Raw genomic sequence first — 23,198 nt, forward strand, 5'->3', positions numbered from 1 at the left:
GCTGAAGTAGCACCGTGATCCTGATCCCTCCCAAGGGCTGAGAGCAGCCTGAAAAGCTACCGCTGTATAACCTCCGCAGGCTCATCGCGGTGCAATGCCACCTGGCGGATCGACAGGCGCAGTTCCGCAGACAGCACGCGCTTGGCCACGCCTTCGGCCAGCTCGCCGAGCTTGTTGCGATAACCGAGCTTGCCTTGGGCGTCAGCATGCAGCACGCCTTGCTCGACCAAGGTCTGGATGAAGTGGCGGAACAGGGTCTTGTCGAAGAATTCCGGGGCGTTCAGGCCGTGCAGGATCGACAGGCGCTGGGCCATCATCACGCACAGGTCTTCCAGTTCTTCGGCGCTGAGGCTGTTCTGCCCGCTGTTGAGCAACAGCGAGGTGGCCATGTAGAAACGCTGCAGGGTCTGGGTGATAGTGCGGGCGAGCAGGGTCAGCAACACGAACTGCCGCGAGCTGGGCGCCGGGCGAATGTAGATGGCGTTGTCCTGGCGCAGCAGCCCTTGCTCGACCAGTGCGGCCAGCCACTGGTCGATCACCGCGTCCAGTTGTTCCGGCGTCCAGCGCAGGAACAGTTCGGCCTGCAGGTAGGGATACAGCGCGTGTACATACTGGCCCAGCAGTTCGCGGCTCATGCGCGAGCTGCTGAGGAAGAAGCTGGCCAGCAGCGCCGGCAGGGCGAAGATGTGCAGCACGTTGTTGCGGTAATAGGTCATCAGTACCGCGTTGCCTTCATCCAGGTACAGGATGCGGCCCAGGGCGTCCTTCTGCTCGGCCACCAGGTTCATCCCGCGCACATGCTCGATCAGCGCCTGGCCGTCGCCGTCGGGCAGGGTGGTGTGCGGCGAGTAGGGTACCTGGCGCAGCAAGGCCAGGTACAGGTCGAGCACGCGGGTCAGGGCGCGCTCGTCCAGGGCCAGGCGGCTGGTGGACAGCAGCGCCAGCGCCACCAGGTTGACCGGGTTGATAGCGGCTGCCTCGTTGAGGTGGCGGGCAACGGTTTCGCCCAGGCGGGTGGTGGTGGCGTTGAGCCAGGCCGGGCGGTACTGCGGGCCGTGGTCCTGTTCACGCCAGCCGGGTTGTTGCTGGTCGAGGAAACCGGCCAGGCGGATCGGCTCGCCAAAGTTCACGTACACCTGGCCAAATCGCTGCCTGAGCGCGCCGAACACCTTGAAGATATCGAAGATCGACTCTTTCTTCTTGCTGGCACCGCGCAGCTCGCCCAGGTAGGTGCGGCCTTCGAGCACGCGCTCGTAGCCGATGTAAACCGGCACGAAAACGATCGGCGTACGCGACGAACGCAGGAAGCTGCGCAGGGTAATGGCCAGCATCCCGGTGCGCGGCTGCAGCATGCGCCCGGTGCGCGAGCGCCCGCCTTCGACGAAGTACTCGACCGGAAAGCCCTTGGTGTACAGGGTGTGCAGGTACTCGTTGAACACCGCGGTGTACAGCGGGTTGCCCTTGAACGTGCGGCGCATGAAGAAGGCGCCGCCACGGCGTAGCAGGTTACCCACCAGCGGCATGTTGAGGTTGATGCCCGCGGCCACGTGCGGCGGCGTCAGGCCGTTGCGGAACAGCAGGTACGACAGCAGCAGGTAGTCGATGTGGCTGCGGTGGCACGGCACATAGATCACTTCGTGGCCGGGTGCTATGCCTTGCACTTGCTCGATGTGGTTGACCTTGATGCCGTCGTAGATCTTGTTCCAGAACCAGCTCAGCACTACTTCGAGGAAGCGGATCGCGGTGTAGGTGTAGTCCGAGGCAATCTCGTTGCCATAGCGCAGGGCCTGGGCTTCGGCCTTGGCCAGCGGCAGGTTTTCCCGCTGCGCCTCATCGACGATGGCCTGGCGCACCTGGGGCGCGTGGATCAGGCCTTTGACCAGGTTGCGCCGGTGCGAGATGTCCGGGCCGATGACTGCGGTCTTCAGGTTGCGAAAGTGTACGCGCATCAGGCGCTGGGCCATACGTACGGTGCGTTCGTGGCCCTTGTTGTGCTGTACCAGTTCGCGCAGGTGAATGGGCGCGGAGAACTGCACCCGGGTCTTGCGCCCGAGGATCAGTACGGTCAGCAGCCGGCGCAGGCGCCCGGTAACCGCCCAACTGTCGGCGAACAGCAACTTCCACGGGCTGGATTCACTTGCCGGGGTCTGCCCCCAGAACACACTGACCGGAATGATCTGCGCATCCTCTTCGGCATGCTGGCTGACGGCGGCGACCAGGCGCTCCAGGGTGGGTGGGGCACCGCGCTTGTCATGGCGGCCGAGCCAGTCCGGGTCCGGGGTGAGGTAGAAGAATGCCGCAGGTTCCTGCAGCGGGCCAACCGCCACCGGCAGCACCGGGCGCGGCAGGCCCGCCTTGGTGCATTCATGGTCGAGCACGACCAGGTCGGTGAGCGCGGGCGAGGGCAAGGCATAGAACACCGGCCGGCTGCGGTCGAGCTTGAGGGTGAGGGAAGACTGGTTGATGGTCTCGGAGCGCACCCACAGGTACAACAGGCGACGCAGGGCGCCGAAGATCAGGCGGCGCAGGGGGGAACGGGTCATGGGGTGTGTGCCCTGGGGGTGGTTTTCAGGTGGGTATCCAGCCAATTAGTCTGCCGTATCCGCGCAAGTTCAGCAAAAATCGCCGAACGGCGCGACGGTCATCAAATTTTTTTGTTCTGTGTCATATACTCGGCCTGCCACTTGCAAGATATTTGCGCAAGCGGCGTCGACACAGGGAGGGACTCTGTGTCTGCAAGGCGATCTTCACAATAAAAATCCGGAGTAGTTCAGATGTCGTCTCGTGAGACTGGGAATGTAAAGTGGTTCAACGATGCCAAGGGTTATGGCTTCATTCAGCGCGAAGGTGGTGCGGATGTATTCGTCCACTATCGGGCGATCCGCGGTGAGGGGCATCGTACCCTGGTCGAAGGTCAGCGGGTGGAATACGCCTGCGTGCAGGGCCAGAAAGGCCTGCAAGCCGAGGACGTGGTAGGCCTCTGAGCCTCTGCTGTAATGGCCGGCTGACGCGGCTTGTGTAGGAGCGGCCTTGTGTCGCGAAAGGGCTGCGTAGCGGCCCCGGCAACAGGTGCCGTGCCGCCATTGTCAGGGGGCCGCTTTGCGGCCCTTCGCGACACAAGGCCGCTCCTACAGGAATCAACCTCCGGTGCGCCAGGTGATTTCCTCTTCACCGTCGGCGCTGATGCGGACCCAGCGGTCGGCATCTTCTTCCCCATCTTCCTCCACCCAGCCACCTGGCGCGCAGCGCACTTCCACGCCCAGTGCGGCAAATGCGGCGCGGGCGCAGGCAACGTCATCGGCCCACGGCGTCTGGTCGCTTTCCAGGTACAGGCTGTTCCATTTCCCTACAGCCTTGGGTAGCCAGGTGACCGGAATGTTACCGGCCTGGCATTTGAAGGTATGGCCTTTCTGCTTCCATTCGCTGCAGGGGCCGATTGCCTGGGCGAGCCACTCGGCAATCTGCTTGTGGTCGACGTCGGCGTCCTTCAGGTAAATCTCGATATCAGGTTGGCGCATAAGGGCTCCGGGTGTGCTCAGTCTTGGCGCACGAAATAGTCATAACGCATTGAAACCGTGACTTCGAACGGCTCGGGCTGGTCAATCACCCGGGCACGCTTTTCGGCACTGGCGCGCCAGCCGTGCGGGGTCATGGCCAGCAGGTCGGCGCGGGCCTTGGGCGCGGCCAGGCTCAGGCGGAACTCCAGGGTTTCGCTGTGGGCATGGGCCATGCCTTCGGGGACCAGGGCCAAGTGTTTGTCGTCGGCGTAAGGGCGTACTTCATCGTAGAGCACTTCGCGCAGTTCCATCAGGTGGCCGCTGGTGGGGCCGACCCGCATCAGGCCGCCGCCCGGGCTGAGCAGGCGCTTGGCCTCGGCCCAGTCCAGCGGGCTGAATACGCTGGCGATGAACTGGCAGCTGGCGTCGGCCAGCGGCACGCGGGCCATGCTGGCGACCATCCAGGTAACCTCGGGCGCGCGACGGCAGGCACGCTTGACTGCCTCGCGGGAAATATCCAGGGCATAGCCGTCGGCGGCCGGCAGTGCCTGGGCGATTTGCGCAGTGTAGTAACCCTCGCCACAGCCGATGTCCAGCCAGGCCCCGGGCTGGCGTTCGGCGGCCAGCTCGGCCAGGCGGCGCGCCACCGGCGCGTAGTGGCCGGCGTCGAGGAAATCGCGGCGGGCTTCGACCATGGCCTGGTTGTCACCCGGGTCGCGGCTGTTCTTGTGCTGCACCGGCAGCAGGTTCAGGTAACCCTGGCGGGCCCGGTCGAAGCGGTGGCCGGCCGGGCACACCACACCGTTGTCGAGCCGGCTCAGTGGCGCCTGGCAAAGAGGGCAGGCGAGCATCAGGCGAGCAACCGGACCAGGGTCTGGTAATAGATTTCGGTCAGCAGGTCGAGATCGCTGGCCAGGATCCGCTCATCCACCTGGTGGATGGTGGCGTTGACCGGGCCGAGCTCGACCACCTGGGTGCCCATGGTGGCGATGAAGCGCCCATCGGAGGTACCGCCGCTGGTCGACGGCTGGGTGTCGCGGCCGGTGACGCCCTTGATGCTGGCCGAGACGGCGTCCAGCAATTCGCCCGGTTCGGTAAGGAACGGCAGGCCCGACAGCGCCCAGTCGATCGACCAGTCCAGCTCATGCTTGTCGAGGATCGCCGACACCCGCGCCTGCAGGCCTTCGACGGTGGACTCGGTAGAGAAACGGAAGTTGAATAGGGCGGTCAGCTCGCCGGGGACCACGTTGGTGGCGCCGGTGCCGGAATTGAGGTTGGAGATCTGGAAACTGGTCGGCGGGAAGAACGCGTTGCCTTCGTCCCAGTGCTCGGCCGCCAGTTCCGCCAGGGCCGGAGCGGCGAGGTGGATCGGGTTGCGCGCCAGGTGCGGGTAGGCCACATGGCCCTGCTTGCCGCGCACGGTCAGCTTGGCGCCCAGCGAGCCACGGCGGCCATTCTTGACCACGTCACCCAGCAGGGTGGTGCTGGAGGGTTCACCGACGATGCACCAGTCCAGGCGCTCGTTGCGTGCTTTCAGGCGCTCGACCACGGCCTTGGTGCCATGGTGGGCCGGGCCTTCCTCGTCGCTGGTGATCAGGAACGCGACCTTGCCGCGGTGGTCCGGGTAGTCCTGCACGAAGCGTTCGCTGGCAATCACCATGGAGGCCAGGCTGCCTTTCATGTCGGCGGCGCCACGACCGCAGAGCATGCCGTCGGCGTCGATCAGCGCTTCGAACGGCTCATGCTGCCATTGCTGCACCGGGCCGGTGGGTACCACGTCGGTGTGGCCGGCGAAGCACAGCACCGGGCCATCCTGGCTGCCGTGGGTGGCCCAGAAATTGTCGACGTCCTCGATGCGCATCGGCTCGAGCTGGAAGCCTACGGCGCCCAAGCGGTTCATCATCTGCGCCTGGCAGTCGGCGTCGACGGGGGTGACCGAGGGGCGACGGATCAGGTCGCAGGCCAGTTGAAGGGTAGGCGAGAGCTCGGCAGGGGCCGTCATGGGGAACTCCGGGGCAAGGCGGGGAAATCTGAGGGCGTTATCTTATATCAAACCGTCAGGCCAATGGGGCCGCTTTGCGGCCCATCGCGACACAAGGCCGCTCCTACAGGCGATCTCGCCATATCTGACGGGATGCGATCCCCTGTAGGAGCGGCCTTGTGTCGCGATAGGGGCGCAAAGCGCCCCCGGCAATCTCAGGCCTGCTGCGGCTCGGCGGCCTTTTCCCCAGGCTTGGGCAGCGAAGACAGGAACGCCATCACCAGCGCCGCCACATAAGGCAACGATTGCACCAGCAACATCGCCACCCAGAAGCGCATGTCCGAACTCGGCAGCCCCTGTACCAAGTAGATGCCCAGCGCTGCGCCCCACAGCAGCAACATGATGAACAGCTCTTCCCGCGCCTCGGAAATCGCCACCAGCAGCCCGTGGCTGTCGGCGTTCTTCGGTGTGCGGAAGAACGGCATGCTGCTGGTGAAGAACCCGTACAGCACCGCCTTGGCGATGGTATGCGACAGTGCCAGCCCGGCCAGCGCCGCAGCAAAGGCATCTTTCAGGTTCACCCCTACCGCGCGGCGGTAGAGGAAGATGATCTTGCCGACCTTGAAGAAGAACAGTGCCAGCGGCGGAATGGCAAAGATCATCAGCGGTGGGTCGACCCGGTGCGGCACGATGATCATCGCCGCCGACCACAGCAGCGCGCCGATGGTGAAGAAGATGTTCATGCCATCGGCGATCCACGGCAGCCAGCCGGCCAGGAAGTGGTAGCGCTGGCCGCGGGTCAGCTCGCTGCCCTTGCCGCGCAGCAGGGCGCTGGCGTGGTGCTTGATGATCTGGATGGCGCCGTAGGCCCAGCGGAAGCGTTGCTTCTTGAAGTCGATGAAGGTGTCGGGCATCAGGCCCTTGCCGTAGCTGTTGTGGGCATAGGCGGCCGACAGGCCCTTCTCGAATACCCGCAAGCCCAGTTCGGCGTCCTCGCAGATGCACCACTCGGCCCAGCCCAGCTCTTCCAGCACGCTGCGGCGGGTCATGGTCATGGTACCGTGCTGGATGATCGCGTCACGGTCGTTGCGGGTGACCATGCCGATGTGGAAGAAGCCCTTGTACTCGCTGTAACACAGCTTCTTGAAGGCGCTTTCGTGCTGGTCGCGGTAGTCCTGCGGCGACTGCACCACGGCAATCTTCGGGTCGGCGAAGTGCGGCACCATGTGCTTGAGCCAGTTGCGGTCGACGCAGTAGTCCGAGTCGATCACCGCGATCACTTCGGCGTCCTTGGCGGTGTGCGGGATCAGGTAGTTCAGTGCGCCGCCCTTGAAACCGGCCAGGGGCGCGACGTGGAAGAACCTGAAGCGCTCGCCGAGCTTCTCGCAATGGGCCTTGAGCGGCTCCCACACGGCCGGGTCCTTGGTGTTGTTGTCGATCACCAGCACTTCGTAGTCGGGGTAATCCAGCGCGGCCAGGGCATCAAGGGTCTGTTTGACCATCTCCGGCGGCTCGTTGTAGCACGGCACATGCACCGATACCTTGGGCCGGTAGGCGCTATCGGCCTGCACCGGCAGGAATTCGCGCCGGCGCTTGTGTATCCATACTGCCTCGGCCAGTTCGTGGGCCTCGGTCAGCAGCACGATGAACACGCCCAGCGCGCCGAGGGCAAGCAGCACGCCTACGGTCAGGCTGAACCAGGTGCTGTATTGCTGGCTGTAGTCGTAGGCGATCCATACCAGCACCGACCCGCACAGGAAGGTGATGAAGGTCAGGAAGGTGCGGCCGCGCTGGCGCAGGGCCGAACCGTCGATGAACAGTACCATCAGGGCGATCATCGCCAGCACTACCGAGGCCACCGCCAGGGCGCGCCATTGCGGGATCGCCACCACCGGGCCGTCAAAGTTGAATTTTTGCTGGCGTTCGGCGTTGTACACGCCCCAGTAGGCGCCTACCGAGCCTTCGTCGCTGGCCTTCCACGGCTGGTCGTAGGCTTCGATGACGAAGTAATTGTAACCACGGCGGTTGAGGGTGTTGACCAGGGTACGCAGGTAGATGGCCTGGTCAGCCTGGGTGGCATCGGCGCCGCCGCGCATGCGGCCGTTGCTCGGCCAGCCGACTTCCGACAGCAGCAGGGGTTTGCGCGGGAACTGGTGCTTCAGCTCGCGGGCACGGTCGAGCACGAACTCGACCGAATCCTTCATTGGCACGAACTCCCAGTACGGCAGGATGTGCGCGGCAATCAGGTCGACGTGCTTGGCCAACTGCGGGTTTTCCTTCCAGATGTGCCATTGCTCACTGGTGGTCACCGGCACCTTGACCGCTGCGCGTACCCGGTCCAGGTACTTGATCAGGTTTTCCGGGGTGACTTCTTCGCGGAACAGCGCCTCGTTGCCGACCACCACCCGCACCACGCTGCGCGAGGTGTTGGCCAGCTGGATGGCCGTGGCGATTTCGCGTTCGTTGCGCTCCAGGTCCGGGCTGATCCAGATGCCCAGCGTCACCCGCAGGCCGAATTCCTCGGCCAGGCGCGGGATATCCGCCTGGGTGCCCTCCACGGTGTAGATCCGGATGCTGTCGGTCAGTTTGCTCAACTGTTCCAGGTCCTGGCGCATCTCGTCGTCACTGGGGTACTGGCCCTTCTGCGGGCTTTCGCCCAGGCGGAACGGTGAATACGAGAAGCCAGAGATCTGCTCTGGCCAGGCGGGGGCGGAGACCGGGCGGTTGATCAGTGCCCAGAACCCGGTGAACAACGCGGCGATGGCCAGGACCACGACCAGGTTCAGGCCGAATTTACGTGAAGACATTGTCGTCCATATGTGTCGAAGTGATAGGACATTAAAGCAGGGTTGGTAGTCTCTTTCCTAACGATGCAGGCCATGGGCCCGCTGGCATATAATGCGCGCCGGTTTTTTGGGGTATGAACATGAGCACAGAAGATCCACGCTTTGCCGGCGTTGCCCGGCTGTATGGCGACCAGGGGTTGCACCGTCTGGGCCAGGCCCATGTGGCCGTGGTCGGTATTGGCGGGGTAGGCTCGTGGGCGGCGGAAGCGCTGGCACGCAGTGGCGTGGGCGAGATCACCCTGTTCGACCTTGACGATGTGTGCGTCAGCAACACCAACCGCCAGGCCCATGCCTTGGAAGGGCAGGTGGGGCGGCCCAAGGTCGAGGTCATGGCCGAGCGCCTGCGGGCGATCAACCCGGGGTGTACGGTGCATGCTGTCGCTGACTTCGTCACCCGCGACACCATGGTCGAGTACATCACCGAGAACCTCGACTGTGTGATCGACTGCATCGACAGCGTCATGGCCAAGGCGGCGCTGATAGCCTGGTGTCGGCGGCGCAAGATCGCCATCGTCACCACGGGGGGTGCCGGTGGGCAGATCGACCCGACACAGATCCAGATCGCCGACCTGAACAAGACCTTCAACGACCCGCTGGCCTCGCGGGTGCGTTCCACCCTGCGCCGCGACTACAACTTCTCGCGCAATGTCAGCCGCAACTATGGCGTGCCATGCGTGTTCTCCAGTGAACAGCTGCGCTACCCCAAGGGCGATGGCAGCGTTTGCCTGCAGAAAAGCTTCGTGGGCGAGGGCGTGCGGCTGGACTGCTCGGGTGGCTTTGGCGCGGTGATGATGGTGACCGCGACCTTTGGCATGGTGGCGGCGAGCAAGGCGGTGGAAAAACTGGTAGCGGGGGCGCGGCGGCCTTCGGAGCGGGTCAAGCCTGAATAGACCGCGTGGGCTTCTTCGCGGGCTTGCCCGTTACCACAGGTACTGCATCTCTCTCAAGAAAGGTGAAGATCCTGTGGGAGCGGGCGAGCCCGCGAAGAAGCCAGCACCGATTCAACGGTTGGACGCCAGCTCTGCCATCCGCTGCAACACTGCATGCAGCCCGTTGCTGCGCGATGGCGAAAGCTGGCGCTCCAGGCCCAGCTGAGTGAACCACTCACGCAGATCGAGCCCGGCAAGTTCTTCGCTGGGCAACCCCTGCACCCGCACCAGCAACAACGCCAGCAGCCCGCGCAACAGGCGTGCATCGCTGCTGGCCTTGAACCTCCACAAACCCTCGGCCTGCTCGGCCACCAGCCATACCAGGCTTTCGCAGCCATGCACCCGGTTGGCCTCGGTCTTTTCAGTATCAGCCAGTGGTTCCAGCCGATCGCCCCACTGCATCAACAGCCGCGCACGCTGTTCCCAACCCTTGCCCTGCTCGAAAGCTTCCAGCGCCTGGCGTGCCTGATCGGGCAAGGTCATCGCAACAGCTCCAGGCCCTGATCCAACGCCTCGAAGAAACGCTGCAAGTCATCGCTGTCGTTATACAGCCCCAATGACACGCGGATCGCGCCCTCCAGGCCCAAGCCCTTCAGCAGCGGCATGGCACAGTGGTGCCCGGCACGCACGGCAATGCCTTGCTCGGTCAGCAGGTGGGCGATGTCGGCGTTGTGCACGCCTTCGATGACGAAACTGGCAAGGGCCGCCTGTGGCGTCCCCAGGATGCGCACGCCATCGCGGTCTGTCAGGCCGCGCAGCAGGTGCTGGTGCAGGCTGGTTTCATGGGCTTCGAGTGCCTGGGCATCGAGGCTGGCCAGGTAGTCCAGGGTCGCACCCAGGCCGATCACCCCGGCGATCGGTGGCGTGCCAGCCTCGAATCCCAGCGGCGCCGGGCGGAAGCTGGCGCTGTGGTACTCGGCCAGTTGCACCATCTCGCCGCCGAACTGCCAATGGTGCAGCAGCTCCAGCGCCTGGCTGCGGCCGTACAGCACGCCCACGCCTTCCGGGCCGTACAGCTTGTGACTGGAGAACACATAGAAGTCGCAGCCAAGCTGCTGCACATCATGGCGGCCATGCACCACGCCCTGGGCACCGTCGACCACGGTCAGCGCGCCTTGGGAGCGGGCGTGGGCCAGCAGTGCCGGTAAGGGTTGCCAGGTGCCTAGCACGTTGGACAGCTGGCTCACCGCCAGCACCCGGGTGCGCGGGCCGATCAGTTGCAGCGCCTGGTCCAGGTCGATGCGGCCATGGGCATCCAGCGGCAGCACCACCAGGCGCAGGTTGCGTCGACGCGCCAGCTGTTGCCAGGGCAGCAGGTTGGCATGGTGCTCCAGGGCACTGACGGCAATTTCGTCACCGGCCTCGAAGCGGTGTTCCAGGCCATAGGCCAGCAGGTTCAGCGCCGAAGTGGCACCGTGGGTGAAGATGATCTGCCGCGAGTCTGGCGCATTGAGCCAGGCGGCAACCTTGTCGCGGCTGGTTTCGAAGGCCTGTGTGGCCAGTGCGCCGGGCAAGTGCTGGGCACGGTGCACGTTGGCTGCGCCATGGCCGTAGTAATGGCTCAGGGCATCGAGCAGTGCTTGCGGCTTCTGGGTAGTGGCGGCGCTGTCCAGGTAGGTCTGGTGCTGCCGTTGCAGGGCGGCGATGGCGGGAAAATCGGCACGCCAGGGGGAGGGCTGAAACATGGTCGCGGGGCCTGGAATGAAAATCGGGTCTGGCGTGGTGCCAGACCCGATCTTAACATTTCAAACGCTGAGAATCCGCTGTTCGCGAGCAAGCTCGCTCCGGCAGCGGTTGAAGGGTTCTCAGTTGTGCGCGTGCAGCGCCTCGTTCAGCTCGATGGCCGACTTGTGGGTCTTGCACTCCACCGCGCCGTTCAGCGAGTTGCGGCGGAACAGCAGGTCGGTCTGGCCGGCCAGGTCGCGGGCCTTGACCACTTTGACCAGCTGGTTGTTCTCGTCCAGCAGGTTCACCTTGGTACCGGCGGTGATGTACAGGCCGGCTTCGACGGTGTTGCGGTCGCCCAGCGGAATGCCGATACCGGCGTTGGCGCCGATCAGGCAGCCTTCGCCAACCTTGATGACGATGTTGCCGCCACCGGACAAGGTGCCCATGGTCGAGCAGCCGCCGCCCAGGTCCGAGCCCTTGCCGACGAATACGCCAGCGGAAACGCGGCCTTCGATCATGCCCGGGCCTTCGGTGCCGGCGTTAAAGTTGACGAAGCCTTCGTGCATGATGGTGGTGCCTTCGCCGATGTAGGCGCCCAGGCGCACGCGGGCAGTGTCGGCGATACGCACGCCGGCCGGGACCACGTAGTCGGTCATTTTCGGGAACTTGTCCACCGAGAACACTTCCAGCAGCTCGCCCTTCAGGCGCGCTTCCAGTTGCATTTCGGCGAGTTCGGCCAGATCGACCGCGCCCTGGTTGGTCCAGGCCACGTTCGGCAGCAGCGGGAAGATGCCAGCCAGGCTCACGCCGTGCGGCTTGACCAGGCGGTGCGACAGCAGGTGCAGCTTGAGGTAGGCCTCTGGCGTCGAGGTCAGCGCGGCGTCTTCGGCCAGCAGGGTGGCGACCAGCGGCTTGTGGCTTTCGGCCAGGCGGGTCAGCAGGGCGGCTTGGGTGGCGTCCACACCTTTCACGGCTTCGGCCAGTTGCGCGGCCTGGGCGTTGCTGAAGGCGATGGCCTGGTTGCCACCTTGGTAACCGAGAACAGGGGCTACTGCAGCGACCAGTTCGGCGCTCGGGTTGAGCAGCGGTTGTGCGTAGAACACTTCCAGCCAGGCGCCCTGGCGGTTCTGGGAGCCGACACCGAAGGCCAGGCTGAACAGGGTATTGGACATGTGATTACCTCGTGCGAAATAGGGTAGGGGCTCAGGCCAGGGCAGCGGCGTACAGGTCGGGCTTGAAGCCGACCAGGGTACGCGCGCCAAGGTCGAGCACCGGGCGCTTGATCATCGACGGCTGGGCCAGCATCAGCTCGACGGCCTTGGCCTGGTCGAGGTCGGCCTTGCTGGCGTCGTCCAGCTTGCGGAAGGTGGTGCCGGCACGGTTGAGGATGACTTCCCAGCCGTGTTCCTCGCACCAGCGGTTCAGGCTGTCACGGTCGATGCCTTGGGTCTTGTAGTCGTGGAATTCGTAGGCGATGGCCCGGTCTTCGAGCCAGGTACGTGCCTTTTTCATGGTGTCACAGGCTTTAATGCCGTAGAGCGTGTAGGTCATTGTGTGCATTGGGGTCACAGGCTGCCCCAATCTCTCCGTTTTCCGATTTCAGTCGCGGGATTATGCGGGAACGATCCTGTGAGCGCCACGGGTGTGCATGTCTTGGGTCTTGCAGTGTGTCGGAGACCGAGCGCCGCCCGCGCGGCGCTTCGCAGCACAAGGCTGCTCCTACATCTGTTTCGGGCCAGTAACGCCTGTACCAACGCACGCGACCGCCTAGTTTGCTCGACACGATATCGAGGCGTACCCCAGGGGGCCGCGTGCCGCGCTCACAGGAATAACTGGCCTGAAACAGATGTAGGAGCAGCCTTGTGCTGCGAAGCGCCGCGCGGGCGGCGCTCGGTCTCCGACACACTGCAAGGCTCAAGGCATGCATCTGCTGGGCGATAAGGGGTCGAACCTGCGCCACCGACAAACCGAAGTATCATCATGTTACATATTCATCCGCCACCTGCGACTATCGTGCAGCGGCCCCGAATCGCCCACCGCCGCTAACATATTGTTTCAATGGCGATGTTTCGCCCTGTTGTCGTTTCTGGTTCACAAAGGAAGCTTTCCCGGATGCAGTCCGCCTACACCGTCCTCATCCTGCTGACGCTGGTCAGCGTGTCGAAGCTGGTCGGCCGCATGATTCCGCTGCCCTTGCCGCTGGTACAGATCGCCGCCGGTGCCTTGCTCGCTTGGCCGACACTGGGCCTGCATGTGGCACTGGACCCCGAGCTGTTCCTGTTCCTGTTCCTGCCGCCGTTGCTGTTCGCCGACGGCTGGCGCATTCCCAAGCGCGAGTTGTGGCGCATTCGTGGTCCGGTGGTGGCGCTGGCCGTGGGGCTGGTGCTGTTTACCGTGGTCGGGGCCGGTTACTTCATTCACTGGCTGCTGCCGAGCATCCCGCTGCCCGTGGCCTTCGCCCTGGCCGCAGTGTTGTCGCCAACCGACGCCGTGGCGGTTTCGGCCATTACCCAGGACCGCCTGCCCACCCCGCTGATGCACATGCTCCAGGGCGAGGCGCTGATGAACGATGCCTCGGGCCTGGTGACCTTCAAGTTCGCCCTGGCGGCGGCGATCACCGGGGTGTTCTCGCTGACCGACGCAAGCTTCAGCTTCGTACTGGTCGCCCTGGGCGGCCTGGCGGTGGGCGTGGCCCTGAGCTGGCTGATCGGCCGCCTGCGTGCCTGGATGATTGCTCGCGGCTGGGACGACCCGGCCACCCACGTGGTGTTCATGTTGCTGCTGCCCTTCGCTGCCTACGTGCTGGCCGAGCGCCTGGGCGTATCGGGCATCCTTTCGGCGGTGGCCGCCGGCATGATGCAGAGCTGGCTGGACCTGCTGCCACGGCAGACCAGCACGCGCCTGCTCAACCGCAGTGTGTGGTCGCTGCTGGAGTTCGCTTTCAACGGCCTGATCTTCCTGCTGCTGGGCCTGCAGTTGCCGGACATCATCAAGGCCGTGGTCAGCCATGAACCCACCGTCTGGCCGACCCTGGCCTGGCGCTGCCTGGATGTGGTGGCGATCTTTGTGGCGCTGATCTTGCTGCGGTTCATCTGGGTCCAGAGCATCTGGCGCTCGATCGGTGTGGTACGCCGCTGGCGCGGCAAGCCGGCGCTGGTGCTGATGCCCACGGCGCGCTCCTGCTGGTTGCTGACCCTGGGTGGTGTGCGCGGTGCGGTCACCCTGGCCGGTGTAATGTCGATCCCGTTGCTGATGGGAGCAGGCAAGGCCTTCCCGGAGCGTGACCTGCTGATCTTCATTGCGGCCGGTGTGATCCTGTTGTCATTGATCAGCGCCTGTATCGCGCTGCCGCTGTTGCTGCGCGGGGTGACCAAGAGCCCGGACGAGCGCTTGCACCAGGAAGTGCAGGAGGCCTGGCGACGCACGGCCGAGGCGGCGATCCATGCGCTGGAGGCAGAGGAAGTGATCGACAGCAATGCGCCGCAGGATGCCGCCCAGGCGACCCTGGCGACCGAGTTGAAGGCGCGCTTGATGGCGGAATACCGCGATGAGCTGGACAGCTACAACGACAGCGCCGAGGCCAAGGCCCTGGCCGAGCAGATGGACCTGCTGGAGCGGCGTTTGCGCCTGCGGGCGCTGCGGGCCCAGCGGCTGGAGCTGTATGAACTGCATCGCCAGCATCTGGTGGGGGATGAAGTGGTGCGGCAGGTGCTGGGTGAGCTGGACATGAGTGAAGCGAACCTGGGGGCAGTCAGGTAGACCCCAAGGGGCCGCTTTGCGGCCCTGTGGGAGCGGGTTTACCCGCGAATCAGGCGACGCGGTGCATGGCACCGGCTGTGCCGGTGTTCGCGGGTAAACCCGCTCCTACAGGTACTGCACAACACTCGAGGGCTGTACGGCGCCTGTCGAATCAGCGGTTCTGCAGGAATTCGCGAATCCGCTCCGCCGCTTCGATGCACTCGGCCAGCGGTGCAACCAGTGCCATGCGCACACGCCCGGCACCCGGGTTCACGCCATCCACTTCACGCGACAGATACGACCCCGGTACCACCGTCACATGCTGGGCCTCGAACAGGTCGCGGGTGAACTCGGCATCGCTGCCGGGTACCTTGGCCCACAGGTAGAAGCTGCCATCCGGGCGCTGCACGTCCAGCACCGGCTGCAGGATATCCAGCACGGCATCGTACTTGGCGCGGTACTGGTCGCGGTTCTCGCGCACATGCGCCTCGTCCTGCCAGGCAGCAATGCTGGCCAGTTGGGTTTGTACCGGCATGGCGCAGCCGTGGTAGGTGCGGTACAGCAGGAACGGCTTGATGATCTCGGCGTCACCGGCGACGAAGCCCGAGCGCAGGCCCGGCAGGTTGGAGCGCTTGGACAGGCTGTGGAATACCACGCAGCGCTTGAAGTCGCTGCGGCCCAGTTCCGCGCAGGCAGTCAGCAGGCCTGGTGGTGGGGCATCCTCGTCGAAGTACAGCTCGCTGTAGCACTCGTCGGCGGCAATCACGAAGTCATGTTCGTCGGCCAGGGCAATCAGCTTCTTCAGGGTGTCCATCGGCACCAGTGCGCCGGTGGGGTTGCCCGGCGAGCACAGGAACAGGATCTGGCAACGCTTCCACACTTCAGCCGGCACGGCGTCGAAGTCGGGGTTGAAGCCGTTGCTTTCCAGGCATGGCAGATAGTGCGGGGTGGCACCGGCCAGCAGCGCTGCGCCTTCGTAGATCTGGTAGAACGGGTTGGGGCTGACCACCAGGCCATCATCGGCGCGGTTGACCACGGCCTGGGTGAAGGCGAACAGCGCTTCACGGGTGCCGTTGACCGGCAGGATGTGGCGGTCGGCATCCAGCCAGCCGGCCGGTACGCCGAAGCGCCGCTCGCACCACTGGCCAATGGCCTGGCGCAGGGTGGGCAGGCCTATGGTGCTCGGGTACACCGCCAGCTTGTCGAGGTTGTCGGCCATGGCCTGGGCGACGAACACCGGCGATTCGTGCTTCGGCTCACCGATCGACAGCGCGATGGCGCGCTTGTCCGCCGCAGGCTTCACGCTGCCCAGCAGGGCGCGGAGTTTTTCGAACGGGTAGGGCTGAAGCTGGGTCAAGGCATGGTTCATCGGCGCAAGGTCTCGTCAATCGTCTAATCGTTAAAAGGTCACGCGGGTAGGGCTGGCATCGCTGGCCTGGCCGGCCTGCAGCTGCTGGACGATGGCTTCCTGCAGTCGGCTGCACAGTTGCGGGTCGGACAGCGGCTGGTTGTCGGCATCGGTGATGAAGAACACGTCTTCCACCCGCTCGCCGAGGGTGGCGATCTTGGCGTTCTGCAGCGACAGGTCGAACTCCAGGAAGATCCGCCCCAGCCGGGCCAGCAGGCCAGGGCGGTCAGGTGCGGTGATTTCGAGGATGGTCACCGGCCGCTGGGCATCGTTGAGGATGGTCACCTGTGGCGGGAAGTCAAAATGCTTGAGCTGGCGCGGTACCCGGCGCTGGATGATGGTCGGGTAGTCCTCGGGGTTGCGCAGCGCTTCGGTCAGGCCGTCGCGAATCTGCTTGACCCGCTGCGGGTTGTCGCCGATCGAGCCGCCGTCGTTGTCCAGCACGATGTAGGTATCGAGGGTGAACTGGCTGCTCGAGGTGATGATCCGCGCGTCATGAATGTTCAGGTTCAACTGCGACATCGCCGCCACGGTCACGGCGAAGAAGTCGTGCTGGTCGGGGGCATAGATGAAGATCTGCGTGCCACCTTCGAATTCGCGCTGGGTGGTTTCCTTGATCAGCACCAGCGGCCCGCCATCGGCTGGCTGCTGGAGGATCGCGTCACTGTGCCAGGCCACGTCGGCAGCGGTGTGCTTGAGGAAGTAGTCATCCCCCAGCTGCGACCACAGCTGCTCGACATCGTCTGGGTCGGTGCCTTCGCGCACCAGGATATCCAGCGCCGCCGATTGGGTCTGGCGAATCTGCTCTTCGCGGTCCAGCGGGTTTTCCAGGCCTCGGCGCAGGGCGCGTTTGGTCTCGGTGTACAGCTGGCGCAGCAGGCTGGCCCGCCACGAGTTCCACAGGCTGGGGTTGGTGGCGTTGATGTCGGCCACGGTCAGCACGTACAGGTAGTCCAGGCGTGTTTCGTCGCCCACGTGCAGGGCAAAATCGTTGATTACCTGAGGGTCGGACAGGTCCTTGCGCTGGGCGGTGGTCGACATCACCAGGTGGTTCAGCACCAGCCAGACGATCAGCCGGCTGTCCCAGGCCGGCAACTGGTGGCGCTCGCAGAACTTCTGCGCATCCACCGCACCCAGCTCGGAATGGTCGCCCTGGCGGCCCTTGCCGATGTCGTGATACAGGCCGGCCAGGTAGATCAGCTCGGGCTTGGGCAGGCGGCCCATGAGCTTGCTGGCCAGCGGGAATTTCTCGGACACCGGGGTGTATTGCAGCTTGCGCAGGTGCTTGATGAGGTTGAGGGTGTGCGCATCGACCGTATAGATGTGGAACAGGTCGTGCTGCATCTGCCCGACGATCAGGCCGAACTCCGGCAGATAGCGGCCAAGGATGCCGTAGCGGTTCATCCGCCGCAGGTTGCGGTGGATACCGATTTCACACTTGAACAGCTCGATGAACAGGCTGGTGTTGCGGATATCGGTGCGGAAAGTGTCGTCGATCAGGTGCCGGTGTTCGCGCAGCAGCCGCACCGTATCGGCGCGTACGCCCTTGATCTCGGGATGCTGAGCCATCAGCACGAAGATTTCCAGCATGGCGAACGGTGTGCGCCTGAACACGTTCGGCCTGACTGCCTCTATATAGCCATCATGCAGGCGGAAGCGCGCATTCAGCGGCTGGGTGGTGCCGCTGTCGTCATCGGCGAGGATGACCTCCTCGAAATGCTGGATGATCAGGTCGCACAGCTGGCTGATGCTCATCACCACCCGATAGTACTGCTGCATGAACTGCTCGATCGCCCGCTTGGGGTTGTCGTCGCTGTAGCCCAGCAGCGCGGCGATGCTGCGCTGGTGGTCGAACAGCAGGCGGTCCTCGGCGCGCCCGGCCAGCATATGCAAGGCGTAGCGCACCTTCCACAGGAAGTCCTGGGACGAGGCCAGCAGCTCGTTCTCGCTTTCCAGCAGGAAACCTTCGCCGGCCAGCGCGTGCAGGTTGAGGGTGCCGTACTGGCGGCGGGCCACCCACAGCACCGTCTGGATGTCGCGCAGGCCACCGGGTGAACCTTTCACATTGGGTTCGAGGTTGTACTCGGTGTCGTTGTACTTGTGGTGGCGGGCCTTGAGTTCGGCGCGCTTGGCCAGGAAGAAGTCCTTGCTCGGCCACATGTGCGCAGTGCTGGTCACCTCAAGCATGCGTTGGCGCAGCGCCTCGGGGCCGGCAATGGTGCGGCTTTCCATCAGGTTGGTGATGACCGTCAGGTCGGCGCGGGCCTGCTCGGCGCATTCGTCGACGGTGCGCACGCTCTGGCCCACTTCCAGGCCGATGTCCCACAGCAGGGTGAGAAACCGCTCGATGGCGTCGCGGTACTGCTCGTGTTCGGCAGCACCCAGCAGGATCAGCAGGTCGATGTCCGAATGCGGGTGCAGCTCACCGCGCCCGTAGCCACCCACCGCGACCAGGGCGATGCCGCTCTGGTCACCCCAGTCGAACTGGTTCCAGGCCTGTTGCAAGATGTTGTCGACGAGCCAGGCGCGGGCCTCGATCAGTGGGCGGATTTCGCTGCCACTGCGGAAACGCTTGTCGAGCACCTCGCCGGCCTGGCGGATGGCTTTCTTGAAGGCGGCGATGGGGCTCGCCTTGAGGGCCAGTTCCGCCTGGAACTGGCCGCGGTCGAACAGCTCGGGGTCCACCTGGGGCATCGCGTCACGTTCCTGTCGTGGGGGTGGCCTGTGGGAGTGCGGTCAGGCCGAGGTGCGCGGGATGGTGTCGTCCTTGCGCAGGGTGAAGATCTCGTAGCCGGTCGCGGTCACCACCAGGGTGTGCTCCCATTGGGCCGAGAGCTTGCGGTCCTTGGTGATGGCGGTCCAGCCGTCGCCCAGCACCTTGGTGTCGGCCTTGCCCTGGTTGATCATCGGCTCGATGGTGAAGGTCATGCCTTCCTTCAGCTCCATGCCGGTGCCGGCGCGGCCGTAGTGCAGGATCTGCGGCTCTTCGTGGAATACCTTGCCGATGCCGTGGCCACAGAACTCGCGTACCACCGAGAAGCCGTTCTTTTCAGCGTGCTTCTGGATCACTTCGCCGATGTCGCCCAGTCGGCAGCCCGGCTTGACCAGTTCGATGGCCTTGTACATGCACTCCTGGGTGACCTTGGACAGGCGCTCGGCCCATACCGGCACGGTGCCGACGTGGAACATGCGGCTGGTATCGCCGTGGTAGCCGTCTTTGATCACGGTGACGTCGATGTTCAGCGTGTCACCGTCCTTGAGCGGCTTGTCGTTGGGGATGCCGTGGCAGACCACATGGTTGATCGAGGTGCAGATCGACTTCGGGTAGCCCTTGTAGTTGAGCGGTGCCGGGATGGCCTGCTGGACGTTGACGATGTAGTCGTGACACAGGCGGTCCAGCTCTTCGGTGGTGACACCGGGCTTGACGTGTTCCTCGATCATTTCCAGCACCTCGGCGGCCAGGCGGCCAGCGATGCGCATCTTCTCGATGTCTTCTGCGGTCTTGATGGTGACGGTCATTACAGGCTCTCTACAGCGCCGTGCACGGCGCGAACAAACGGGAAAGGCCGGATTCTAGCAGAGCAGGGCGCCGATCGGTCGGGATAAAGGCGGCAATGCTGCTGTCTACAGCTGGCATTCTGGCGCGAAAGCCGGGGTGCTGCAAAAACCGCTGACGGACGCAACAGTATCCGGGTTCCGTTCGGTCGCGGTCTGTGGTATAAAATGCGCCGCTTTCGGGGACGACCCCGTCAGCACTTAACCCACACACGTGTCGACACGATGACCTGGGTGCCCCGAGTTGCAGAATTCGCGGGTTGGTCATTGGGATACGTGGAGGCCCAACCCGACTTATCAAGGAACTATCATGTCCCAAGTCAACATGCGCGATATGCTGAAGGCCGGTGTGCACTTCGGCCACCAGACCCGTTACTGGAACCCGAAAATGGGCAAGTACATTTTCGGCGCGCGTAACAAGATCCACATCGTCAACCTGGAAAAAACCCTGCCGATGTTCAACGACGCTCTGTCGTTCGTAGAGCGCCTGGCCCAGGGCAAGAACAAGATCCTGTTCGTCGGCACCAAGCGTTCCGCCGGCAAGATCGTCGCCGAGCAAGCTGCTCGTTGCGGTTCGCCGTACGTTGACCACCGTTGGTTGGGCGGCATGCTGACCAACTACAAGACCATCCGCGCTTCGATCAAGCGTCTGCGCGACCTGGAAACCCAGGCCGAAGACGGCACTTTCGCCAAGCTGACCAAGAAAGAAGCCCTGATGCGCTCCCGCGACCTGGAAAAACTGGATCGCAGCCTGGGCGGCATCAAGGACATGGGTGGTCTGCCAGACGCTCTGTTCGTTATCGATGTTGATCACGAGCGCATCGCGATCACCGAAGCCAACAAGCTGGGCATCCCGGTAATCGGCGTTGTCGATACCAACAGCAGCCCGGAAGGTGTTGACTACATCATCCCAGGTAACGATGACGCCATCCGCGCTATCGAGCTGTACATGACTTCGATGGCTGACGCAGTCATCCGCGGCCGCAACAACGTTGCCGGCGGCACCGAAGTTTACGCTGAAGAAGCGGCTGCACCTGCTGCCGAGTAATTAGACGCTAGCGTCGACTTGGCACGCAAAAAGGGGGCTCTGCCCCCTTTTTGCCACCTTGAAATCCTGCTGTCAGCATCGGCCCCGCATCATGGGCCCGCTGAGATAAACACAGTGGATTTGCAGAATTGAACGCCCGTGACGAACGGGTGGAATGGTTGAAAAACTTTCCAAGAGGATTTTGAAATGGCAGCAATTACTGCAGCGCTGGTCAAAGAACTGCGCGAGCGTACCGGCGAAGGCATGATGGATTGCAAGAAGGCCCTGGAAAAGGCCGGCGGCGACATCGAAAAAGCCATTGACGACATGCGTGCCTCGGGCGCCATCAAGGCCGCCAAAAAGGCTGGCAACGTCGCTGCTGAAGGCGCTATCGCCGTCAAGACCGACGGTAAATCCGCCGTCCTGCTGGAAGTGAACTCGCAGACCGACTTCCTGGCCCTGCAAGACGACTTCAAGAACTTCGTTGCCGACAGCATCGAAGAAGCCTTCGCCCAGAAGCTGACCGACGCTGCTCCGCTGATCGCCTCGCGTGAAGCTGCTCGTGAAGCCCTGGTTGCCAAGTGCGGCGAGAACGTCAACATCCGTCGCCTGGTGCGCGTTGAAGGTGACGTTGTCGGTGCCTACCTGCACGGCAACAAGATCGGCGCTGCCGTTGTCCTGAAAGGCGGCGACGTCGATCTGGCCAAGAACATCGCCATGCACGTTGCAGCTTCGAACCCTGAGTTCCTGCTGCCGTCTGAAGTATCGGCCGAAGCCATCGAGCGCGAGAAGGGCGTCTTCCTGCAGCTGAACGCTGACAAGATCGCCGGCAAGCCGGAAAACATCGTCGAGAACATGATCAAAGGTCGTATCTCGAAGTTCCTGGCCGAAGCCTCGCTGGTCGAGCAAGCCTTCGTCATGAACCCGGAAGTCAAGGTTGGCGAGCTGGCCAAGAAAGCCGGTGCTGAAATCGTTTCCTTCACCTACTTCAAGGTAGGCGAAGGCATCGAGAAGCCAGTCGACGACTTCGCTGCTGAAGTTGCCGCTCAGGTAGCTGCTGCCAAGCAGTAAGACAGCCCCGTCTGTCGCCCCAAAGAGGCTGCCCGCTCACGCGCGCAGCCTCTTTGTCAAAACGGCGAAGGGTTTATAAGGCCCGTCGCCGCTGGCACCGAAGCGGTGCCACGCTACAGTTAGCAGGCTGCAAACAGCCCGCACGAATTTTCTAAAAGTACGCCGCAGGAGAGACTCGCAATGGCTCAGCAGGTGAGTGGTCGCCAACCTCGCTATAAACGCATTTTGCTCAAACTTAGCGGCGAGGCCCTGATGGGCTCGGAAGACTTCGGGATCGACCCGAAAGTGCTGGATCGCATGGCCCTCGAAGTTGGCCAGCTGGTAGGGATCGGTGTCCAGGTCGGCCTGGTGATCGGTGGTGGCAACCTGTTCCGCGGCGCCGCGCTCAGCGCAGCCGGCATGGACCGCGTCACCGGTGACCACATGGGCATGCTGGCCACCGTGATGAACGGCCTGGCCATGCGCGACGCGCTGGAGCGCTCGAACATCCCGGCCCTGGTCATGTCGGCCATTTCCATGGTCGGTGTCACCGATCATTACGATCGTCGCAAAGCTATTCGCCACCTCAACTCCGGGGATGTGGTAATTTTCTCCGCCGGTACCGGCAACCCGTTCTTCACCACCGACTCCGCGGCCTGCCTGCGCGCCATCGAAATCGATGCCGACGTGGTGCTGAAGGCGACCAAGGTCGATGGTGTGTACACTGCCGATCCATTCAAGGACCCGCATGCCGAGAAGTTCGATCACCTGACCTACGACGAGGTCCTGGATCGCAAGCTGGGTGTGATGGACCTGACCGCAATCTGCCTGTGCCGTGACCACAAGATGCCATTGCGGGTATTCAACATGAACAAGCCTGGCGCCCTGCTGAACATCGTGGTGGGTGGCGCTGAAGGTACTCTGATCGAGGAAGGCCAAGCATGATCAACGACATCAAGAAAGACGCGCAGGAGCGCATGGGCAAGTCTATCGAAGCCCTGGCTCGCAACCTCGCGGCAATCCGCACCGGTCGCGCCCACCCAAGCATCCTGGACAGCGTCAAGGTCACTGCCTGGGGTAGCGAGATGCCGCTGAACCAGGTGGCCGCGATCACCGTCGAAGATGCCCGCACCCTGAAGATCGTCGCGCACGACAAGAACCTTAGTGCTGCCATCGAAAAGGCCATCCTCACCTCCGACCTGGGCCTGAACCCGTCCAGCGCCGGCACCACCATCCGTGTGCCGATGCCGGCCCTGACCGAGGAAACCCGCAAGGGCTACACCAAGCAGGCCAGCGGCGTTGCCGAGGATGCCAAGGTGGCCGTGCGTAACGTGCGCCGTGACGCTCTGGCCGACCTGAAGAAGCTGACCAAGGACAAGGAAATCAGCGAAGACGAAGAACGTCGCGCCGCTGACGAGATCCAGAAGCTGACCGACAAGTACGTTGCTGAAGTCGATGCCGCCTTCAAAGCCAAGGAAAAGGACCTGATGGCCGTCTAA

The 23,198-nt window shown here is 63.7% G+C and carries 19 protein-coding genes; 7 read left to right on the forward strand and 12 right to left on the reverse strand.

Features of this window, described 5'->3' with window-relative positions:
- Window positions 1-56: 56 nt before the first annotated feature.
- The gene (gene plsB / locus M1D87_RS05865; RefSeq protein WP_039614803.1) at window positions 57-2,543 is read right to left on the reverse strand and encodes a glycerol-3-phosphate 1-O-acyltransferase PlsB; all 2,487 of its coding nucleotides are present in this window, start codon (window positions 2,541-2,543) and stop codon (window positions 57-59) included.
- A gap of 231 nt (window positions 2,544-2,774) precedes the next feature.
- Between plsB and M1D87_RS05870 the strand changes: the two genes are divergently transcribed.
- Window positions 2,775-2,984, forward strand: a complete 210-nt coding sequence (locus M1D87_RS05870) for a cold-shock protein (protein ID WP_003252255.1) — start codon at window positions 2,775-2,777, stop codon at window positions 2,982-2,984.
- 153 nt (window positions 2,985-3,137) lie between these two features.
- Here M1D87_RS05870 and M1D87_RS05875 read toward each other — a convergent pair whose 3' ends face one another.
- From M1D87_RS05875 to M1D87_RS05890, 4 genes are all read right to left on the reverse strand, one after another.
- Window positions 3,138-3,518 (reverse strand): hypothetical protein, encoded by a 381-nt coding sequence (locus M1D87_RS05875; RefSeq protein WP_039614802.1) that lies wholly within the window; start codon window positions 3,516-3,518, stop codon window positions 3,138-3,140.
- 17 nt (window positions 3,519-3,535) lie between these two features.
- Window positions 3,536-4,348, reverse strand: a complete 813-nt coding sequence (locus tag M1D87_RS05880) for a putative RNA methyltransferase (protein WP_025337963.1) — start codon at window positions 4,346-4,348, stop codon at window positions 3,536-3,538.
- Window positions 4,348-5,499 carry a succinyl-diaminopimelate desuccinylase gene (dapE, locus tag M1D87_RS05885; protein WP_013971240.1) on the reverse strand — a complete coding sequence of 384 codons (1,152 nt, stop codon included), beginning with the start codon at window positions 5,497-5,499 and terminating at the stop codon, window positions 4,348-4,350. Before dapE ends, M1D87_RS05880 begins: the two co-directional genes overlap by 1 nt.
- 194 nt (window positions 5,500-5,693) lie before the next feature.
- On the reverse strand, window positions 5,694-8,285 hold the full coding sequence (locus M1D87_RS05890; protein ID WP_061550985.1) for a glycosyltransferase: 2,592 nt from the start codon (window positions 8,283-8,285) through the stop codon (window positions 5,694-5,696).
- Between the two features lie 119 nt (window positions 8,286-8,404).
- Here M1D87_RS05890 and tcdA point away from each other — a divergent pair, with 119 nt between their 5' ends.
- On the forward strand, window positions 8,405-9,214 hold the full coding sequence (gene tcdA, locus M1D87_RS05895; protein ID WP_161795758.1) for a tRNA cyclic N6-threonylcarbamoyladenosine(37) synthase TcdA: 810 nt from the start codon (window positions 8,405-8,407) through the stop codon (window positions 9,212-9,214).
- Between the two features lie 111 nt (window positions 9,215-9,325).
- Here the strand turns inward: tcdA and M1D87_RS05900 are convergent, their stop codons facing one another.
- The 4 genes from M1D87_RS05900 to M1D87_RS05915 form a co-directional block, all read right to left on the reverse strand.
- Complete coding sequence (locus M1D87_RS05900; RefSeq protein WP_322265348.1) at window positions 9,326-9,736, reverse strand: SufE family protein; 411 nt, start codon at window positions 9,734-9,736, stop codon at window positions 9,326-9,328.
- Window positions 9,733-10,938 (reverse strand): cysteine desulfurase, encoded by a 1,206-nt coding sequence (locus tag M1D87_RS05905; protein ID WP_123084273.1) that lies wholly within the window; start codon window positions 10,936-10,938, stop codon window positions 9,733-9,735. Before M1D87_RS05905 ends, M1D87_RS05900 begins: the two co-directional genes overlap by 4 nt.
- Window positions 10,939-11,058: 120 nt before the next feature.
- Window positions 11,059-12,093 (reverse strand): 2,3,4,5-tetrahydropyridine-2,6-dicarboxylate N-succinyltransferase, encoded by a 1,035-nt coding sequence (gene dapD / locus M1D87_RS05910; RefSeq protein WP_322265349.1) that lies wholly within the window; start codon window positions 12,091-12,093, stop codon window positions 11,059-11,061.
- Window positions 12,094-12,124: 31 nt separating this feature from the next.
- The gene (locus M1D87_RS05915; RefSeq protein ID WP_322265739.1) at window positions 12,125-12,472 is read right to left on the reverse strand and encodes an ArsC family reductase; all 348 of its coding nucleotides are present in this window, start codon (window positions 12,470-12,472) and stop codon (window positions 12,125-12,127) included.
- A gap of 561 nt (window positions 12,473-13,033) precedes the next feature.
- Here M1D87_RS05915 and M1D87_RS05920 point away from each other — a divergent pair.
- The gene (locus M1D87_RS05920) at window positions 13,034-14,680 is read left to right on the forward strand and encodes a Na+/H+ antiporter (RefSeq protein ID WP_046616136.1); all 1,647 of its coding nucleotides are present in this window, start codon (window positions 13,034-13,036) and stop codon (window positions 14,678-14,680) included.
- A gap of 151 nt (window positions 14,681-14,831) precedes the next feature.
- Here M1D87_RS05920 and dapC read toward each other — a convergent pair whose 3' ends face one another.
- Genes dapC through map form a run of 3 tightly spaced genes read right to left on the reverse strand, consistent with a single transcriptional unit; the run spans window position 14,832 to window position 19,586 of the window.
- Window positions 14,832-16,028 carry a succinyldiaminopimelate transaminase gene (gene dapC / locus M1D87_RS05925; protein ID WP_421091602.1) on the reverse strand — a complete coding sequence of 399 codons (1,197 nt, stop codon included), beginning with the start codon at window positions 16,026-16,028 and terminating at the stop codon, window positions 14,832-14,834.
- 30 nt (window positions 16,029-16,058) lie between these two features.
- Window positions 16,059-18,761: a [protein-PII] uridylyltransferase gene (locus M1D87_RS05930; RefSeq protein ID WP_023662319.1), complete on the reverse strand. Its 2,703-nt coding sequence runs from the start codon at window positions 18,759-18,761 to the stop codon at window positions 16,059-16,061.
- Between the two features lie 42 nt (window positions 18,762-18,803).
- Window positions 18,804-19,586, reverse strand: coding sequence for a type I methionyl aminopeptidase (gene map, locus M1D87_RS05935; protein WP_004375406.1), 783 nt, complete (start codon window positions 19,584-19,586; stop codon window positions 18,804-18,806).
- Between the two features lie 346 nt (window positions 19,587-19,932).
- Here map and rpsB point away from each other — a divergent pair, with 346 nt between their 5' ends.
- From rpsB to frr, 4 genes are all read left to right on the forward strand, one after another.
- On the forward strand, window positions 19,933-20,670 hold the full coding sequence (gene rpsB / locus M1D87_RS05940) for a 30S ribosomal protein S2 (RefSeq protein WP_003252287.1): 738 nt from the start codon (window positions 19,933-19,935) through the stop codon (window positions 20,668-20,670).
- A gap of 186 nt (window positions 20,671-20,856) precedes the next feature.
- Window positions 20,857-21,720 carry a translation elongation factor Ts gene (tsf, locus tag M1D87_RS05945; RefSeq protein ID WP_013971250.1) on the forward strand — a complete coding sequence of 288 codons (864 nt, stop codon included), beginning with the start codon at window positions 20,857-20,859 and terminating at the stop codon, window positions 21,718-21,720.
- 180 nt (window positions 21,721-21,900) lie between these two features.
- On the forward strand, window positions 21,901-22,644 hold the full coding sequence (gene pyrH / locus M1D87_RS05950) for a UMP kinase (protein WP_003252294.1): 744 nt from the start codon (window positions 21,901-21,903) through the stop codon (window positions 22,642-22,644).
- Window positions 22,641-23,198, forward strand: a complete 558-nt coding sequence (gene frr, locus M1D87_RS05955) for a ribosome recycling factor (RefSeq protein WP_004375414.1) — start codon at window positions 22,641-22,643, stop codon at window positions 23,196-23,198. The genes pyrH and frr overlap by 4 nt, the downstream gene beginning before the upstream one ends.

The organism is Pseudomonas sp. SA233, assembly GCF_054792385.1.

Coding starts and splice junctions, on each gene's coding strand:
- plsB (WP_039614803.1), bottom strand. CDS start 2,543: ATGACCCGTTCCCCCCTGCGCCGCCTGATCTTCGGCGCCCTGCGTCGC.
- M1D87_RS05870 (WP_003252255.1), top strand. CDS start 2,775: ATGTCGTCTCGTGAGACTGGGAATGTAAAGTGGTTCAACGATGCCAAG.
- M1D87_RS05875 (WP_039614802.1), bottom strand. CDS start 3,518: ATGCGCCAACCTGATATCGAGATTTACCTGAAGGACGCCGACGTCGAC.
- M1D87_RS05880 (WP_025337963.1), bottom strand. CDS start 4,348: ATGCTCGCCTGCCCTCTTTGCCAGGCGCCACTGAGCCGGCTCGACAAC.
- dapE (WP_013971240.1), bottom strand. CDS start 5,499: ATGACGGCCCCTGCCGAGCTCTCGCCTACCCTTCAACTGGCCTGCGAC.
- M1D87_RS05890 (WP_061550985.1), bottom strand. CDS start 8,285: ATGTCTTCACGTAAATTCGGCCTGAACCTGGTCGTGGTCCTGGCCATC.
- tcdA (WP_161795758.1), top strand. CDS start 8,405: ATGAGCACAGAAGATCCACGCTTTGCCGGCGTTGCCCGGCTGTATGGC.
- M1D87_RS05900 (WP_322265348.1), bottom strand. CDS start 9,736: ATGACCTTGCCCGATCAGGCACGCCAGGCGCTGGAAGCTTTCGAGCAG.
- M1D87_RS05905 (WP_123084273.1), bottom strand. CDS start 10,938: ATGTTTCAGCCCTCCCCCTGGCGTGCCGATTTTCCCGCCATCGCCGCC.
- dapD (WP_322265349.1), bottom strand. CDS start 12,093: ATGTCCAATACCCTGTTCAGCCTGGCCTTCGGTGTCGGCTCCCAGAAC.
- M1D87_RS05915 (WP_322265739.1), bottom strand. CDS start 12,472: ATGACCTACACGCTCTACGGCATTAAAGCCTGTGACACCATGAAAAAG.
- M1D87_RS05920 (WP_046616136.1), top strand. CDS start 13,034: ATGCAGTCCGCCTACACCGTCCTCATCCTGCTGACGCTGGTCAGCGTG.
- dapC (WP_421091602.1), bottom strand. CDS start 16,028: ATGAACCATGCCTTGACCCAGCTTCAGCCCTACCCGTTCGAAAAACTC.
- M1D87_RS05930 (WP_023662319.1), bottom strand. CDS start 18,761: ATGCCCCAGGTGGACCCCGAGCTGTTCGACCGCGGCCAGTTCCAGGCG.
- map (WP_004375406.1), bottom strand. CDS start 19,586: ATGACCGTCACCATCAAGACCGCAGAAGACATCGAGAAGATGCGCATC.
- rpsB (WP_003252287.1), top strand. CDS start 19,933: ATGTCCCAAGTCAACATGCGCGATATGCTGAAGGCCGGTGTGCACTTC.
- tsf (WP_013971250.1), top strand. CDS start 20,857: ATGGCAGCAATTACTGCAGCGCTGGTCAAAGAACTGCGCGAGCGTACC.
- pyrH (WP_003252294.1), top strand. CDS start 21,901: ATGGCTCAGCAGGTGAGTGGTCGCCAACCTCGCTATAAACGCATTTTG.
- frr (WP_004375414.1), top strand. CDS start 22,641: ATGATCAACGACATCAAGAAAGACGCGCAGGAGCGCATGGGCAAGTCT.